This window comes from Pandoraea sp. SD6-2 (assembly GCF_000389825.1).
Lineage (GTDB): Bacteria > Pseudomonadota > Gammaproteobacteria > Burkholderiales > Burkholderiaceae > Pandoraea > Pandoraea communis.
Genome location: NZ_KB944424.1, coordinates 159,418 through 176,295, shown reverse-complemented (window position 1 = coordinate 176,295; position 16,878 = coordinate 159,418). Strand labels below are relative to the sequence as shown.

11 protein-coding genes are annotated in these 16,878 nt (G+C 63.8%); 7 read left to right on the top strand and 4 right to left on the bottom strand.

Annotation, left to right across the window (positions count from 1 at the left end; genetic code table 11):
• Nucleotides 1-9 precede the first annotated feature (9 nt).
• Entirely contained in the window at nt 10-1,215 is a 1,206-nt protein-coding gene (locus C266_RS03435; protein ID WP_010807900.1) for a citrate synthase family protein, read from the bottom strand.
• Nucleotides 1,216-1,447: 232 nt separating this feature from the next.
• Here C266_RS03435 and C266_RS03430 point away from each other — a divergent pair, with 232 nt between their 5' ends.
• On the top strand, nt 1,448-2,848 hold the full coding sequence (locus C266_RS03430) for a CoA transferase (protein WP_081636141.1): 1,401 nt from the start codon (nt 1,448-1,450) through the stop codon (nt 2,846-2,848).
• Between the two features lie 7 nt (nt 2,849-2,855).
• On the opposite strand, the gene C266_RS03425 is transcribed toward C266_RS03430, so the two are convergent.
• Nucleotides 2,856-4,631: a diguanylate cyclase gene (locus tag C266_RS03425; protein WP_051126116.1), complete on the bottom strand. Its 1,776-nt coding sequence runs from the start codon at nt 4,629-4,631 to the stop codon at nt 2,856-2,858.
• A gap of 213 nt (nt 4,632-4,844) precedes the next feature.
• The gene (locus C266_RS03420; protein ID WP_010807897.1) at nt 4,845-6,866 is read right to left on the bottom strand and encodes an NADPH-dependent 2,4-dienoyl-CoA reductase; all 2,022 of its coding nucleotides are present in this window, start codon (nt 6,864-6,866) and stop codon (nt 4,845-4,847) included.
• Nucleotides 6,867-7,054: 188 nt separating this feature from the next.
• Here C266_RS03420 and C266_RS03415 point away from each other — a divergent pair, with 188 nt between their 5' ends.
• The 5 genes from C266_RS03415 (at nt 7,055) to C266_RS03395 (ending at nt 13,505) form a co-directional block, all read left to right on the top strand.
• Nucleotides 7,055-7,636, top strand: coding sequence for a PadR family transcriptional regulator (locus C266_RS03415; protein WP_010807896.1), 582 nt, complete (start codon nt 7,055-7,057; stop codon nt 7,634-7,636).
• Nucleotides 7,637-7,790: 154 nt separating this feature from the next.
• On the top strand, nt 7,791-8,822 hold the full coding sequence (locus C266_RS03410; protein ID WP_010807895.1) for a beta-propeller fold lactonase family protein: 1,032 nt from the start codon (nt 7,791-7,793) through the stop codon (nt 8,820-8,822).
• A gap of 12 nt (nt 8,823-8,834) precedes the next feature.
• Nucleotides 8,835-9,827 (top strand): sterol desaturase family protein, encoded by a 993-nt coding sequence (locus C266_RS03405; RefSeq protein ID WP_010807894.1) that lies wholly within the window; start codon nt 8,835-8,837, stop codon nt 9,825-9,827.
• A gap of 412 nt (nt 9,828-10,239) precedes the next feature.
• Nucleotides 10,240-11,313, top strand: a complete 1,074-nt coding sequence (locus tag C266_RS03400; protein ID WP_010807893.1) for a DUF4105 domain-containing protein — start codon at nt 10,240-10,242, stop codon at nt 11,311-11,313.
• Nucleotides 11,310-13,505, top strand: a complete 2,196-nt coding sequence (locus C266_RS03395) for a triacylglycerol lipase (protein WP_246831131.1) — start codon at nt 11,310-11,312, stop codon at nt 13,503-13,505. Before C266_RS03400 ends, C266_RS03395 begins: the two co-directional genes overlap by 4 nt.
• Nucleotides 13,506-13,756: 251 nt before the next feature.
• On the opposite strand, the gene C266_RS03390 is transcribed toward C266_RS03395, so the two are convergent.
• On the bottom strand, nt 13,757-14,350 hold the full coding sequence (locus C266_RS03390; RefSeq protein WP_010807891.1) for a hypothetical protein: 594 nt from the start codon (nt 14,348-14,350) through the stop codon (nt 13,757-13,759).
• A 219-nt stretch (nt 14,351-14,569) separates the two neighbouring features.
• Between C266_RS03390 and metE the strand changes: the two genes are divergently transcribed.
• A complete protein-coding gene (metE, locus tag C266_RS03385; protein WP_010807890.1) occupies nt 14,570-16,858 on the top strand; it encodes a 5-methyltetrahydropteroyltriglutamate--homocysteine S-methyltransferase in 2,289 nt (762 codons plus the stop codon).
• Nucleotides 16,859-16,878: the final 20 nt, after the last annotated feature.

The following is a 16,878-nucleotide window of genomic DNA, read 5'->3' as shown; positions in this document are numbered from 1 at the left end:
TCCGGGCGTTCATGCCGGTGGGAATGCCGTCGGCCTCACGCCGACATACGCCGCACGCGGTCGAATCAGTTGCGTATTCTCGCGCTGCTCCATTGCATGCGCGATCCAGCCGATGGTGCGGCCCAGTGCAAACAAGCCGAACGCCGCACCTACCGGCAGATTGAGGTGACGCCGCACCGCCACGAGCGCAAAGTCGAGCGACGGACGTTGCCCGACGAGCGCATCGGCGGCGTCGATCATCGTCTGCCAGGCCGGATGCGCAGGCAACACCCGATCAAGCATCGCGCTCGCACGAACATCGCCCGCCGGATACAGGTGGTGTCCGAAGCCCGGCAGCTTTTCGCCGCGAGCGAGCCGCTCGCGCATGCGTGCGGCCACGTCCGTTTCACCGACTTCGTCCCACATCGCCTCATTGCGGGCGGTCGTGCCACCATGACGGCCACCCGTCAGCGCCGACAACCCTGCAATAACCGCCGCACGCAAACTCGCGCCGGTCGACGCGACGCAACGTGCCGTGAAACTCGAAGCGTTCAACTCATGGTCGGCACACAGCACCAGCGCCATGCGGATGAGGTCGGCACCCTCGGCATCTTGCACCTCCCACGCCTGGGCACATTGTTGGTGAATGGGGGCATCGCTGGGTAAGGTGCCCAGCAGACAGGCGGTCATCAGACGCAACAGGGCGGCATTTCCCTGTGCGACGCGTACCGGATCACGCTGCCAGATGGCGGTCGATGCGTCATCGCTCGCCACGGCAAACGTGGGCAACAACGCCTCCTCCGCGCGCCGCGCGCGATAGCGCTCAAGAAGCAGCACCGGCCAATCGCCGAGGTGGCGTTGGCGATCGTCGTCTGCCACGAAGGCCGACGCCTCGTCGCATTGCCACAGCCACGCCGCCGTCGCTTCGACCGACGCCGTTTCGGCCATCGCCAGGGCGTCGCGCCCCCGGTAGTAGCAGCGGCCGTCTTCGATCAACGTAATCGAAGACTCCAACACCGGCATCCCCCAATCCAGTGCCGCCTTGGCCACCTCTTTCGGTTTGCGCCCTCGCGTGCGCTGCGCGGCCAGCCGCTCGACGTCGGCTACCCGATAGCGGCGTTCGCGATGCGTCTTTCCCGGTTCCGCATGCAGCAATCCGCGGCTCACGTAAGCGTAGAGCGTTTGCAGCGACACGCCGAGACGCTCGGCGGCCTGCGTGGCAGTGAAGTAATTCATGGCGTTCGACATGTGTGACCAAGGGGGGATGAACCAACAACTTGATTAAGTTAATCAATATTGACAATAAAATCCATCGGCATAAGCTTCAACGCGCCGGCAGTCTCGCATCGCGACTCAGTGCGATGTCACGTATCGAATCGTTCAAGGACTTCCTATGCACTCCACTGTTTCCGGGCGTGCAGTGCCGCTCGCCGACGCCCCCCATTTCGTCACGTCCTATCTGGACGACATGCGTTTGGCGATCGCTGCACACGCCACCACGTCCCTCGCTGCCCCCGACAACCTGACGATCAGCGGCAGTGGCGCGTTGCCGTGCGCCTTTCCGTATACCGATTTCGCCACGGCAGCCATCGCCAGTGCGACGCTCGCCGTCGCAGGCCTCACGACCGGCACGGCGGGCGATTACGGGCTCGCGGCTCACGCAGCGATACCGGCGGTCAACGTCGACCGGCGACTGGCGTCGTTCTGGTTTCAAACGTCACTGCGTGCGCAGGGATGGTCGTCGCCACCGATGTGGGACCCGATTGCGGGCGACTACCGCACGTCCGATGGCTGGATTCGTCTGCACACCAATGCACCTCATCACCGAGCCGCCGCCCTTGCCGTGCTTGGAGTCGAGGCAGATCGCGACACGGTGGCACGTGAAGTGGCCGGCTGGCAGGCCGATGCCCTGGAGACCGCCGTTGTGGCGCAAGGAGGATGTGCCGCTGCCATGCGCACGATCGCGCAGTGGGACACCCATCCCCAAGGCGAAGCCGTGGCCCGTGAACCCTTATTGCATTGGCAGACGTTCGACGCGGGATCGGCGGCTGGCACACCACGCGACACCGCCGGATGGAAGCCGATGGCGGAACGCCCGCTCAGCGGTATCCGCGTGCTAGATCTCACGCGCATTCTCGCGGGGCCGACGGCAACGCGCTTTCTCGCAGGGTTCGGCGCGCAGGTATTGCGCATCGATCCGCCCGGTTGGGACGAGCCCGGCACCGTGCCGGAAGTGGTGCTCGGCAAGCGCTGCGCGCGTCTCGACCTGAGACAAGCCGACGGCCGCGCGGTGCTCGAAACCCTGCTGCGTGAGGCGGACATCGTCGTTCACGGCTATCGCCCCAATGCGCTCGACTCTCTCGGCCTCGGGGCGGTTCGGCGTCGCGAACTCAATCCGATGCTGATCGATGTCTCGCTCGATGCCTACGGTTGGCAAGGCCCCTGGCAGGCAAGACGCGGTTTCGACAGTCTGGTGCAGATGAGCACCGGGATCGCTGACGCAGGGATGCGGGTAACAGGTATGCCGAGGCCGGTGCCGTTGCCGGGGCAAGGCATCGACTACGCCACGGGGTATCTCATGGCGGCAGCGGCAGTTCATGCCCTGGCGCTTCGCCAGACGCAACACGTCGGCAGCACCGTGCGTGCCTCGCTGGCCCGGACCGCGCGTTTGCTCGTGACGCATCGCACGCCCGACCCCGCGCCCTCGCCGCTCGCTGCGGAAACGCCGGACGATCTGTCCGCCCGCATCGAAGATACGTCGTGGGGACCGGTGCGGCGTGTGGCGACGCCAATGTCGATCGCGGGCACGCCTGTCGACTGGGCCCTACCGGCGATGGCGCTGGGCACGGCCTCGCCGCAGTGGCCTTGATCGCGGCTTACTCGATGACGTGACGCCGCGCTTGCCGCGCGGCGTTGAGCTGACGCTCCGCCTGACTCAGGAGGGCCGAGACGTTGATCGGCTCGCCGGTCGGCACGCCATTCGCATCGAACGTAACCCCGTTGTCCATTGCAATACCGAAGCTCGCCGTCAACGGCAGGACTTCGCCATTCGGCAAGGTCAATGCCGTGGCTTCGATGCGCCCGCGCAGCAGTTCGGCGAATTGCTGCGCGCGCGAGCCGTCGAGCACGCGAGCGAGGATCACGAAGGCATCCGCACCCAACCGCCCGACCACGTCGCCGGGCTGGGACGTATTCAGGCAGACAGCGCCGACGCGGCACAGCACTTCGTCGCCCACGGCGTGCCCCCAGGTCGCGTTGATCTGTGAAAAGTTGTCGACATCGAACTTGATCAACGCCACCCGCCCCGGCGACGGCATCGCACACAGCGCCCGCGCCTGCCGCTCGAACGCCCGCCAGTTCATCAGGCGCGTCAGCGGATCGGTGTCGGTATACATCTCCAGTTCGCCCGCCAGACGTGCATGCTCGCGACGCAACTGCACCAACTCAATGGTGTTCTGCTTCAAGACGCGCAACGTATCGAACACGGCGCGCACCTGCGGGTGGCGCATCGGCATGCCTTCGTCAGGCAAAGGCGCCTTGAGATCGCCTTGGGCAAGCGCATCGACAAAGCGTGTCGCCTCCTCGAACGGTTGCACCACGCCGCGACGAAAATCGCGCCACGCAAAGTACATCAGGAGCACCAGCGCGACCTCGGCCAGTGCGATGACGATAAGCCACTTGAGCGCGCTCGAGCGGCGCGCCTCGACTTGCTGCGCGGCCAAGTTCAGCATGCTGTCACGAAAATCGGTGATCGCACGCATCGTCGGCACATAGTTGCGCGCAAACTCCGCCGTCGTAATCGAGGGCGGCCGAGGCTGACTGGTCAGCGTGCGCACGAGCGCCACGTAATGCAACCCCGTCGCAAAATACTGCGCGTTCAGTGCTTTGAGCGTCTCGGGGCCGAGCTCCGGGGGCGTGACCATCCGCGAGGCGATCATCTCGCGCAGTTGGTCGATGCGGCCGAGCGTTCTCTCGATCGTGCGCTGATCCGCTTCGGTGAGGGTCTCGCCAGTGGTGAGCGTAGCGGTAAAGTCCGAGCCCAGTTGGCCGGCATATTCACGTAAATCCGCTGCCAGACGGGCAAGGATGATGTAGTTCAGCGCACTGGGCGCACCTCGCGAAATCACGTCGATCCGCGACGATGCCACGGGGCTGAAATCCGCGATGACTCGCATCATGCGGTCGACGGCGTCGCGCACGGCTGCGTCGCTGCGCATTTCGCGCGGGCGCTGTACCAACAGATCGACGTTGGCACTGGCTGCGGCGAGATCGAGCCGGGCGCGCTCGACGGCATGCAAACCGCCGGCACATTGATCGCACGCGTCAGAGGAGAGCGCGGAAAGCAACTCCTGCAGACGCGCGTTGGTCGCCTCGCGTGCATTGCGCAGCGCGATGACGGATTCGTTCGGCAGCGGAAGATCGGCGCCCAGCACGGCATTGGCCGGGCCGCGCTCGGCAGACGCTTTCTCCATCGCCTGTAACGTGGCGCGCAGCGCATCCAGCGCAACCGAGGCATCAGCGGCGCCCCGGTAACTTCCCCAGGCCCAGATGAGCAGGCTGCTGCATAGAATAACGACGACCGAGACGACGGAAAGGTTCTGCAACTGCAGGCGGCCGTTGAGCGAGATGGCCGAAAGTAACTTGTGCTTCATTGACAATGGCACCGTCGGCCACACGGTACAGGCTCCTACTGCGACCGCGACGGATGCCACCGTAATGGCAGCACACCGCAGCGCACCACGGACACGTTGTGCCTGGCACAAGGCACATACGCTTTGGCTTCGCTTCGGCGCGGACAGACCGTCCGGGCCAAAGCGGTGCCATTGTCGCACACCGGCTACCCCTTCCGGACCTCGCTCACGGGCTCACAGGTCGATCGCCAACTCGGTGCCCTGCTTGATCGCGCGTTTGGCGTCGAGTTCGGCCGCCACATCTGCCCCGCCAATGACATGCACGCGTGCGCCCGCCGCCTGAAGACCCTCGGCCAATTCCCGCAACGGCTCCTGCCCGGTGCACAAAACAACGTTGTCAACCGGCAACACCATCGGCTTATCGTCGAGGGTGACATGCAGGCCATCGTCGTCGATCCGCCGATACGTCACGCCGGGGATCATTTCCACGCCGCGGTGCTTGAGCGATGTCCGGTGAATCCAGCCCGTGGTCTTGCCCAGCCCGTCGCCCACCTTGGAGGCCTTGCGCTGCATCAGGTACACCTTGCGCGGCGAAGTCTCGGGCACCGGTGCGCGCAGGCCACCCGCATGGGCGTACGCCGGGTCGATACCCCATTCGGCGTAGAACTTCTCGGGCACCAGCGTCGCGCTCTCGCCCGCCTGCGTGAGGAATTCGGCCACATCGAAGCCGATCCCGCCCGCACCGATCACGGCCACGGTTTTTCCCACTGACGCACCATTGCGCAATACATCGATATAGCTGAGCACCTTCGGGTGATCGATGCCGTCGATGGCTGGCGTGCGCGGCACCACACCGGTGGCCAGCACGATATCGTCGTACGCGCCCTCGATCAGCGATGCCACCGAGGCACGCGTATTGAGTCGCACCTTCACCCCCGTCGCTTCCAGTTCGTGACGGAAGTAGCGCAGGGTCTCGACGAACTCTTCCTTGCCCGGAACGCGTTTGGCCATGTTGAACTGACCGCCGATCTCGGTATCGGCCTCGATGAGCGTGACATCATGCCCCCGGCGCGCCGCCATGGTTGCCGCGGCCAGACCGGCCGGACCCGCGCCGACAACGGCCACGCGACGCACGCGTCCTGCCGCCTCGACACGCAGTTCCGTTTCATGACACGCAAGCGGATTGACCAGACAGGACGTGATCTTGCCGCTGAACGTATGGTCGAGGCACGCCTGATTGCAGCCGATGCATGTGTTGATGGCCTCGGCATGCCCGGCGGCGGCCTTGTTCACGAATTCGGGATCGGCCAGCAGCGGACGGGCCATCGACACCATGTCGGCCTCGCCATCGGCAAGAATTCGTTCAGCAACGTCCGGCATGTTGATGCGGTTCGTCGTGATGAGCGGGATGCCGACATGCCCTTTGAGTTTGCCGGTGACCCAGGCGAATGCCGCACGCGGCACGCTGGTCGCAATCGTCGGGATGCGGGCTTCGTGCCAGCCGATACCGGTATTGATGAGCGTTGCGCCAGCGGCCTCGATGGCGCGGGCCAGTTGCACCACCTCGTCGAAGGTGGAGCCGCCTTCGACCAGATCGAGCATCGAGAGCCGGTAGATGATGATGAACTCGCGCCCCACGCGCTGACGCACGCGGCGCACGATCTCCACAGGAAAACGCATGCGGTTCTCGTAACCGCCGCCCCACGTGTCGGTGCGATGGTTGGTTCGGGCCGCGATGAACTCGTTGATGAGATAGCCCTCGGAGCCCATGATCTCGACGCCGTCGTAACCGGCATGCTGCGCCAGCGCGGCACAGTTCACGAAGTCGTCGATGGTTGCCTCGACCTCGGCACTGGTCAATTCGCGCGGTTTGGCGGGCGTAATGGGCGCCTGCAAGGCGCTTGGGGCCACCAGATCGGGATGATAGGCGTAGCGGCCGAAGTGCAGGATCTGCATGGCGATCTTGCCACCAGCGGCATGCACGGCCTGCGTCACCACGCGGTGCTTCTCGGCCTCCTCCTCGGTGCTGAGCTTCGCCCCTCCGGCATAAGGCCGGCCAGCGTCGTTCGGCGCAATACCGCCCGTCACCATCAGCGCCACACCGCCGCGCGCGCGTTCCGCATAAAACGCCGCCATGCGGGCAAAGCCATTGCGCGCTTCTTCAAGCCCAACGTGCATCGAGCCCATCAGCACACGGTTGCGCAACGTCGTAAAACCCAGATTCAGGGGCTGCATCAGGTGGGGATAGCCGCTCATCGTTGTTTCTCTCATCGTTCGGCGCAAGCCGTGGGGTTTCGGGGGACGTTCCGGCAAAGCATAGGACACATCGTTCGCGCGTCTTGGCGTTATGCAACCGGTTGCATAGTTTGTTGGCGATTTTATGCGGGCACCACGAACTATGCAACGGGTTGCATAGTGGAATTAGAGTCCCTAGACTACCGGTCATGCCGCTCGCCCACGCCTTGATGACCTCGCTGCTGGAGAAATCCTCTTCGGGGTATGACCTTGCCCGCCGCTTCGACAAATCGATCGGCTTTTTCTGGCACGCCACGCATCAACAGATCTACCGCGAGCTGGCGCGTATGGAGGCAGCTGGCTGGATCGACTCCATGGCCGCCCCCGATGGGGGACGCACCCGCAAACGTGTTTATCGCGTGCTCGACGCCGGCCGTGACGAACTGCTCGCCTGGGCGGCCACCCCAACGGCGCCCTCCGACCTTCGCGACGACCTCATGGTTCGGCTGCGTGCAGACGCCGCCATCGGGCCGCTCGGTCTGCAACCCGAACTGCGGCGCCGGGCGGCGCTTCACGCGCAAAAGCTTGCGGCCTACCGGGCCATAGAGGCCCGCGATTTTCCGCAGGGCGAAACGCCCACGCGCGACGCCGCGCTGCAACGGCACATCCTCCTGCTGGGGGTGCGCTATGAACAGGGGTGGCTGGACTGGACACGAGACGCGCTGGCCCTGCTGGAACACTGGGACGGCACGGCTGCCGGAGACGGCACACCGGCCCAAAACGCCGTCTGACGGCCGAACGCCCGACACACGTCGCGCATATCGGCCTGACGGTCATTTCGTCCCACTTTTTGTCAACGGACGAGGCATGTGGCGCGTTTAACGAGAGAATCGGCGTACGGCTTACCGGCATGCGTCACCGTCTTTCGCCCCACCCTAGGCATTCATGGTGTTTTCTTCCAAGCTCTCCCGACTTTCCTGGCTGACCGGCCGTGTTCGCACCCTTGCAACGCTGTCCGCGCTGGTCGCCGGTGTCCTCCCGTTTTCCACCGCCCATGCGGGCACCGTGATCGTGCTCGATTCCGGCGCCGCTCAGCTTTCGCTCATCGATCAGGCAACGCACAAGGTTGTTGGCACGATGCCGACGGGCAAAGAGCCACATCACCTGATGATTACGCCCGACAAGCGCTCGCTGATCGTGGCGAACTCGGTGTCGAACAGTCTGATGTTCCTCGATCCCAACACCGGCAAGCTGCAACGTCAGGTCGCCGACATCGAGGACCCCTACCAACTCGGCTTCTCGCCCGATCGCAAATGGTTCGTGACGGCGGCGCTGCGTCTGGACCGGGTCGACGTCTATCGTTACGACGGTGAAAACGTTGTGGTCGCCAAGCGTATTCCGCTGGCCAAAACGCCCAGCCACATGACGTTCTCGTCCGACAGCAAGACGGTATTCGTCACGCTGCAGGATTCAGGCGAACTTGCGGCCATCGACCTCGCGACGCAAACGATCAAATGGCGCATGCCGGTTGGCAAGACCCCTGCGGGTCTGTGGATGACGCCGGGCGACAAGTATCTGCTGGTCGGCATGACCGGCGAAGACGACGTCGCCGTGGTCGACTGGCGCGCGCAGAAGGTCGTCAAGCGTATCCAGACCGGCCGCGGCGCACACAACTTCCGTTCGCTCTCCGATGGCCGTCACATTGCGGTGAGCAACCGCGTCGAGAGCACGATCAGCATTCTGGATTACGAGTCGCTCACCAAGGTGGCCGACATCACCGGTCTGATGCCGGGGCCGGATGACATGGAATTGTCCGCCGACAAGCGCTATCTTTGGGTGACGTTCCGGTTTGCACGGCACGTTGGCGTGATCGACCTGACGACGCGTCAACTGGTCGACCGTATCACCGTCAACCGGTCGCCGCACGGCATCTTCTTTGCCGACCGAGCCCCCATACTCTCGCCGAATCCGGATTGACAAGGCCACCAGATGATTCAGGAAATCCTCAATTTCGTCGACAGCGGTATCTCCGCCGCACAAACGCTCATCTACGTGGATGTGGTGCAGCCGCTGCTGTTCCATTTCGGCCTGATGGGCTATGCCGACGACATCTATGACGCCCTGTACTGGGTGCTCATCGGCGTCGTGCAGATTGGCGTGACGTACGCGCTGCTGCGCCCGCTTGAGGCGCTGCGCCCGGTCGAACGGTGGCAGGACCGCCGTCAGGTTCGCGCCGACGTGATCTACACCTGGATCGCCAAGCTTGGCATCCTGAATCTCCTGTTCTTTGTGGTGTTGCAACCGGTCTTCAGCGCGTTGCAGAGTCAGATGGTGATTCACGGTCTGCCGAGCATCGATCTCGACGGACTGTACCCGGGCGTGACGGATCAGCCGCTGGTGTCGTTCCTGATGTATCTGATCGTGCTCGACTTTGCCGGCTACTGGTATCACCGCTGGCAGCACCGCTTCGGCGTGTGGTGGGAATTGCACGCGGTGCATCACAGCCAGCAGCAGATGTCGCTGTGGTGCGATGACCGCAACCACTTCCTCGACAACATCATGCAGGCCGGGTTCTTCGCCGCCATTGCGCTCTTCATCGGCGTACAGCCCGCGCAGTACGTCGTGCTCGTGGCCGTGAGCAACTTCCTGCAAAGCGTGCAGCACGTCAACGCTCGCCTGCCGTTCGGCCCGGTACTTGAACGCCTGATCGTGAGCCCGAACTTCCACCGCCGCCATCACGCGATCGGCTACGGACACGAAGGCACCCGCTACGGCTGCAACTTCGGTGTGCTGGTCCCATGGTGGGACATCCTGTTCCGCACGGCGTCGTGGGAACGCGCCGTGGAGCCGACCGGCATTCGCGACCAGCTCCCGGCGCCGGAAGGCCGTTCGCGCCGGTATGGCCAGGGCATCGTCGCACAACAAGTGCGCGCATTCGGGCGCATCGCCCGCCGTCTTGCACCTCGCCGTCCGGCGCTTTGACCCCGCCCGGGGCAGCACCGAACCGTGCCGCTCGGCCCTATCCTGCACGCTCGGGCAACACGATGTAACAGGGGGGACGTCCGTCGTCCCCTCTACCCGCCAAGCCCCTTCCAGTCAATAACGTCTCCTTCGATTTTCCGTGTCGCGGCCAACCTTCACATGCGTCTGCACCGCGTCTACACGCCCAAAAACAGGCAACACGCCATAGCTTTCCGCTCCGCTTATACAACGCACGGTCGGCTACGCACCATTGAACTCGCCCGAGTGGCGCGAGTGATGAGAAGTCCTGGGGGCCGGTCTGCTGGTATTCTTCGGCGCTGAACTTAAAAAAATGGGGAGTCGACCGAGGCAATATGGACGACGTCCCGCTGCCCTGCGCATCGCAGCGCACGGCGTCTGAATTCTGCGGATCATGGAGCAACTGCAATCTCACGCTGGCGACGCGCTCGCCGGCCCTCACTTCGCGTGGTACGTCTATGCGCTGCGCGCGTTTCTCGCCGTCGTCGTGCTGGGAGCGTGCGCCTGGGGTGGCATGGCCCTCGCCTATCGCTGCCCGGGCCCGGTGCTTGTCAGGTATCTCGTCGTCGCCCTGTGGGCCGCACTCGGCATCGCGGCGATCGTCGCATTGCTGCGCGTGCAGGCCGGTGTCCCGCTCAGGGGGTGGCCGCTTGGTTTCCTCGTGGCGATGGTGCTTCTGCTCGGCTGGTGGCAGTCGATCAAGCCATCCAACGAACGCGACTGGGCAGCCGATGTCGCCCAATTGCTCGACGCGCAGCAGGACGGCTCGCGCATCACGCTGCACAACGTGCGCAATTTCGAATGGCGCACCGAGACCGACTTCACCCCTCGCTGGGAGACGCGCGAATACGACCTCGACAAGCTCGTGAGTGCCGATCTCGTGTTGTCCTACTGGATGGGCCCCGCGATCGCCCACACGCTGGTGTCGTTCGGTTTTTCGGATGGCAAGCGCGTTGTGTTCTCCATCGAGATTCGCAAGAAGCGAGGCCAGAAGTTCTCGGCGGTCGGCGGCTTCTTCAAGGACTTCGAGGCCACACTGGTCGCCGCCGACGAGCGCGACATTCTGCGCGTGCGTAGCAACGTGCGTGGCGAAACGGTCTATCTGTACCGCATGAATATCCCGCCCAAACAGTTGCGCGAGGTATTTCTCGGTTATCTGGAACGGGCGCGCGAGCTGCACCGCGAACCGGCCTGGTACAACACGCTCACGAGCAATTGCACGACCATTGTGTTCGAACTGGCACGCATCATCTCGCCGGGGCTTCCCCTCGACTACCGCCTGCTGCTGTCCGGCTATTTCGCGGAATATGCCTACGATCAGGGCGGTCTCACACCGGGATTCACCTATGCGCAACTGTATGAGCACGGCAATTTCGTCGCCCGTGCGCTGGCTGCCGGCGACTCGCCCGACTTCTCGACATTGATCCGCCAAGGCGTGCCCGGCGACGATCCGAAGGTGACGCCATGATGCGCCCGGCAATGTGTGCGTCTGCGCAAGGCGCGTGGCAACGCCGAATCCGGCAAGCGGCAATGCTCGCTGCCGCCGTATGGCTGACGGGCCTGTCGGGCTGCGCGATGGTCGAAGTCCGTTCGCTCGGCCCGGAACAGTACATCGCCATGAAGCGCGGCGACATTCTGTCCACGGGCAAGCTCAGTACATCGACCGACGATGTGATTCGTGTCGCGGGCCTCGATGAAACGATCTGCACCAAGCCGTCGCTCGACTGTATCGACGCGCTGGGCCGTGCCAAGGAAATCGACGTCGACCGGCGTTTGGCAGCCATGGCCGAGATGTCGATGCAACTCGCCATTGCGCAAACGCCCGCCGGCGAAAAACAGTGGAACGACGCCCAGTTCGATCTCTGGCTGCGCACGGCCCGCTATGCGTATGCCTACCTCTTCTATGGGGACCAGCCGTCGAGCGAGCGAGCCTTCGAGGACCGTCAGACACAGGTACGCGACTACTACAACTACGCGGTACAGACATTCTCCGTCGCCCTCTTCCGCCGCGTACAGCAAACAGGCAAGGACCAAATCGCCGGATGGACACTGCCGGTCGACGTCAGCAGCGTGCGCTTTGCCAACGAGCGAATCCGGCCGCGCGAGGTCTTGCCTGCGTCCACCCTGTCGTTCGCGGGCCTGCGTAGCCCATATCGGCGTGACGGCTTCGGCGCAGAACTGGTCGCCGTGCTCGACGACAAATCGGCCGCGGACGCCCTGTCTTCGGTCGGCCGCACCCCGGCACCGCGTGGCGACGCGTCGACAGGCCCCGATAACGACAACGTCTATTTGCCTTCTGACGAGCAAAGCAGCGGTGCCCGCAACGAGCGCGAGAGCCGTGCATCGCGTGACTTTCGCCGTGCCGTCGATCCCAATGCGGGACCGGTGTTCAGCGAAATGCCATCGCCGTCGCTCACGCTGCTGCTGCGCTTCGACGGCACCTCGCTCGACGAAGTCCTGACCACGCGCGTCGCCACACTCGTCGTCTATGACCCGTACCGGCAGTCGTCTGTCGAGTTGAACGCTCAAACGGTGCCGCTTGCGGGCAACTTCACCGCTGGGTATGGGCTGTGGCTGGCGCGCTCGGGATTTGCAAAGCAATCGTTACTGACGTTGTTCGGCCGTGAGCGGGGGATTGTGCGTCCGCATATCTACCTGATGCAGCCGTTCGATCCGGGGCGCCGCGTCATTCTGATGCTGCACGGGCTGGCAAGCAGTCCGGAGGCCTGGGTGAATCTGGCCAACGAGATTCAGGGCGACGCCACGCTGCGCGAGCGCTTTCAGATCTGGCAGGTGTACTACCCGACGAACTCGCCGATTCTCGTGAATGCGATGGCGATCCGTAACGCCTTCCTAGCCACGCTGAAGCATTTCGATCCGGACAGCCAGTCTGCCGCGTCGCACGATGCCGTGGTCGTCGGCCACAGCATGGGCGGCGTGATCGCCCGGTTGATGGTGTCGAGCGCAGACGACGAGCTGTGGTCGACGTTCCAGAGCGATTACCACCTCGACGAAGATCAGCTTGAACGAGCCCGAAACCGGCTCGATCCGCTGTTCCAGTTCAAACCCGTGCCGCAATTCGAGCGCGCCATTTTCATCGCCGCGCCGCATCGCGGCACGCCCTTCGCGCGCAACCGGCTGGGACGCTGGATTTCCAACCTCATCAAGCTGCCTGTCACACTACTCTCGGGCCTCGACGACGTGCTGCACTTCGCGACCGGCTCCGAGGACAGCCCATCCGAGGGCGCGACGCGTTACGTGCCGAACAGCGTCGATCAGTTGCGGGATAACGATCCGTATGTGGTCGCGGCCGCCGGGCTGAAGATATCGCCGTCAGTGCAATATCACTCGATCATTGCGCGACGTAACCCCACAGGGCCTCTGGACGAATCGAGCGACGGCGTGGTGCCCTATACGAGCGCTCATTTGGCGGGTGCGCAGTCGGAACGTGTGATCGTCGCGGGGCATAGCGTGCAGGAAACGCCGCAAGCGATTCTCGAGATCCGGCGCATCCTGCATGAAGACGTCGACGAACTCGATCCGATCAAACTGCCCGGCCGTGCGGGACCGTTTCAGGCCATCGCCCGGCCACCCCTGGCTATTCCGGCCAAACCGGGGACACCACAGAAGCCCACGGCCGGGCGCGCGACGCCGCGCTGAACGCTCTCCCCTCGCAAGGCTCGGCTGAAAAAAGCAACCGACGAACGAGCACTGCAAGACTGGGCGTTAACGCGCAAGCTGCTGCTGACACAAGCATCACGGCAAACAGATGCGCAATAGCGAAACGAAGCCGGGTCATGCGACTTCCCCATCGGGAAGGGCGTGCAGCAACGGCTTGGCCAAGTGCACGACTTCATACGCGACAGGATGATTCGTTACGCTCGACGTGACATTCAACAACGACCGCCGGTTCAGGACACGGCGTTGACCTGAATGTAATAAACGCCCCACGGGCAAAGGGTGAACTGCTCCTTGAGCGCCTTGCCCGCGAGCGCCGGAATCTGCGCCGGCTCATAGACTGCCCACAATGGCCCAAGGCCGCCGAGCGGGAGCGGCTTGTCGTCAAGATGCGTCGCAAGCAAGAACCGATACTCCCGAATCTGCCCGAGCGTGGTGGCAACCACATACCCGTCGATGGCACGCAACAGCACCTGTGTCAGCGGATTGCCAGGCACTCCCGCCTGTATGAGCACATCGATCAGACGCGGCCCGCGCAGCGTGTGCGGCCGTGCGTCGTATTCCAGCGTGGGACGGATCGTCTGCGCCGGCATTCGCGCCAGCATGCCGTAATCGAACGCATACGCGGCGTCGAACTGCACCAGTTGTTTATGGAAAAGCTGGTCAAGTGCCGGATCGACGGGCCCGCGATTGTGCTGCCGGATGGCACCGCTGATCGTGACGAGCGGCGTGGTGGCGAGCGATCCCGCAGCACTCGCCGTCTTGGCAAACACCGGCACCGACGCGCCGAGTGCAGCCGCACCGGCGAGGAATTCTCTTTTTTTCATGGATATTGACGAGGGCGATTGGGCTGGCGGACACGTGCGCCGCAGTGTCGCATGAGCGTATCACGACGGCTGCAGACTTCATCACTTGCCTGTCGGCCGCCCGTCTTCATGAATAAAATTAACGTTAATCGCAAATAAGACCATTTTCATTCATGAATCGAAGTCTCTATGATCGTTGTCACTGTTTCATTCATCTGGCGGCAAGCGTCATTAGAGAACATGGCAAAGACACATAACCTGGGATTCCCGCGCGTCGGCGCGAAGCGTGAGTTGAAGTTCGGTCAGGAAGCGTACTGGAAGGGACAAACGTCGCGCGACGAGTTGAAAGCGCTCGGCGCCTCGCTGCGTCTGCGTCACTGGCAGGATCAGGCAGCACTGGATCTGGTCCCGGCCGGCGATTTCGCCTACTACGATCAAGTCCTCGACATGAGCTTCACGCTGGGCAACCTGCCCGAGCGCGTGCAGGGTTTCCATGGCGACGGGCTAGACAACTACTTCCGCGTGGCCCGTGGCCGTTCGGCGCAAAGCGCTGAAGCGCACGCCGGCTGCTGCGGCGGTGTAGCTGCCGGTGAGATGACCAAGTGGTTCGATACCAACTACCACTACATCGTCCCGGAGTTCTCAGCGGCAACAGCCTTTTCGCTCGACGCTTCGCGTCTGGTCGAGCAACTCGCCGAAGCCCGCGCTGCCGGCGTGAAAGCCAAGCCGGTCATCATCGGCCCGGTCACGTATCTGTGGCTCGGCAAGGCCAAGGACGACAGCGACAAGCTCGCCCTCCTGCCGCGTCTGCTGCCGGTCTACGTGAAGCTGCTCGAAACCCTCGCCGCACAGGGCGTGGAATGGGTGCAGATCGACGAGCCGATCCTCGTCACCGAACTCGGCACCGAATGGCAAAAGGCCTTCGAGACGGCCTACGCCGCCCTCGCCGCCGTGCCGGTCAAACGTCTGCTCGCCACATACTTCGGTGAACTGCAAGACAACCTGCTGCTGGCCTGCCATCTGCCGGTCGACGGGCTGCATCTGGATGCCGTCAATGCCCAGACGGAAGTCGCGAAGGTCATCGCCGCACTGCCGGCCGACCGCGTAGTGTCGCTGGGCGTAGTCAACGGCCGCAACATCTGGAAAGCGGATCTGGCCGCGGTGCTCGACTGGCTCGAACCGATTGCCAGGACGCTGGGCGATCGCCTGTGGATTGCACCGTCGTGCTCGCTGCTGCATGTGCCGGTCGATCTGGACAACGAGCAGAAGCTCGACGCCGAAATCAAGTCCTGGCTGGCCTTCGCCAAGCAAAAGCTGGCCGAAGTGAACGTGGTGGCCCGTGCCCTCAACGAAGGGCGTGAGGCGGTCGGCGCCGAGTTGGCGGCCAACGCCGCCGCCATCGCCAGCCGCCGTGCGTCGCCGCGCGTGCACAACCCGGCCGTCAAGGCTGCCGTGGCAAAAATCGAAGCCTCGCTGGGCCGCCGTCAGGCCCCGTACGCGGCGCGTGCCGAGAAGCAAGCCGCTGCACTGAACCTGCCGCGCTACCCGACCACGACAATCGGCTCGTTCCCGCAAACCGCCGAAATCCGCACCGCCCGCAGCCAGTTCAAGGCCGGCGAGCTGGATCAGGCCGGTTACGTCGCCGCCATGCAAGCCGAAATCGCTCGCAGCGTGCGTGAACAGGAAGCGCTGGGGCTGGACGTGCTCGTGCACGGCGAAGCCGAGCGCAACGACATGGTCGAATACTTCGGCGAGCAGCTCGAAGGTTACGCCTTCAGCCAGTTCGGTTGGGTGCAATCGTACGGTTCGCGTTGCGTGAAGCCGCCGATCATGTTCGGCGACATCAGCCGCCCGAAGGCCATGACCGTCGAGTGGATCAAGTACGCGCAGTCGCTGACCCGCAAACCGATGAAAGGTATGCTGACCGGCCCGGTCACGATCCTGAACTGGTCGTTCGTGCGCGACGATCAACCCCGCTCGGTGTCGTGCTTCCAACTCGCGTTGGCGATTCGCGAAGAAGTGCTGGATCTGGAACGTGCCGGTGTGCGGGTCATTCAGATCGACGAAGCGGCCCTGCGCGAAGGGCTGCCGCTGCGCCGCGCCCAATGGCAGACGTATCTGGACTGGGCTGTCGAGTCGTTTCGTATCACCGCGAACGGCGTGCAGGACGACACGCAGATCCATACGCACATGTGCTATTCGGAGTTCAACGACATCATCGCGGCTATCGCCGGCATGGATGCCGACGTGATCACCATCGAAACCTCGCGCTCCGATATGGAATTGCTCGATGCGTTCGACTCGTTCCAGTACCCGAACGAGATCGGACCGGGTGTGTACGACATTCACTCGCCGAACATTCCGACGCAAGCGCACATCGTGTCGCTCATGCAGAAGGCCGCCGAACGCATTCCGGCCAAGCGTCTATGGGTCAACCCGGACTGCGGCCTGAAAACGCGTCAGTGGGCCGAAGTCATCCCGGCGCTGCAGAATATGGTCGCCGCCGCGAAAACGCTGCGCGCCCAGTAAGCCTGCGAGCGGCGCGCGGT

Bases quoted from the DNA above. Each gene is read 5' to 3' on its own strand.
- C266_RS03435 (WP_010807900.1), bottom strand. From the start codon at position 1,215: ATGAATTACTTCACTGCCACGCAGGCCGCCGAGCGTCTCGGCGTGTCG.
- C266_RS03430 (WP_081636141.1), top strand. From the start codon at position 1,448: ATGCGTTTGGCGATCGCTGCACACGCCACCACGTCCCTCGCTGCCCCC.
- C266_RS03425 (WP_051126116.1), bottom strand. From the start codon at position 4,631: ATGAAGCACAAGTTACTTTCGGCCATCTCGCTCAACGGCCGCCTGCAG.
- C266_RS03420 (WP_010807897.1), bottom strand. From the start codon at position 6,866: ATGAGCGGCTATCCCCACCTGATGCAGCCCCTGAATCTGGGTTTTACG.
- C266_RS03415 (WP_010807896.1), top strand. From the start codon at position 7,055: ATGCCGCTCGCCCACGCCTTGATGACCTCGCTGCTGGAGAAATCCTCT.
- C266_RS03410 (WP_010807895.1), top strand. From the start codon at position 7,791: ATGGTGTTTTCTTCCAAGCTCTCCCGACTTTCCTGGCTGACCGGCCGT.
- C266_RS03405 (WP_010807894.1), top strand. From the start codon at position 8,835: ATGATTCAGGAAATCCTCAATTTCGTCGACAGCGGTATCTCCGCCGCA.
- C266_RS03400 (WP_010807893.1), top strand. From the start codon at position 10,240: ATGGAGCAACTGCAATCTCACGCTGGCGACGCGCTCGCCGGCCCTCAC.
- C266_RS03395 (WP_246831131.1), top strand. From the start codon at position 11,310: ATGATGCGCCCGGCAATGTGTGCGTCTGCGCAAGGCGCGTGGCAACGC.
- C266_RS03390 (WP_010807891.1), bottom strand. From the start codon at position 14,350: ATGAAAAAAAGAGAATTCCTCGCCGGTGCGGCTGCACTCGGCGCGTCG.
- metE (WP_010807890.1), top strand. From the start codon at position 14,570: ATGGCAAAGACACATAACCTGGGATTCCCGCGCGTCGGCGCGAAGCGT.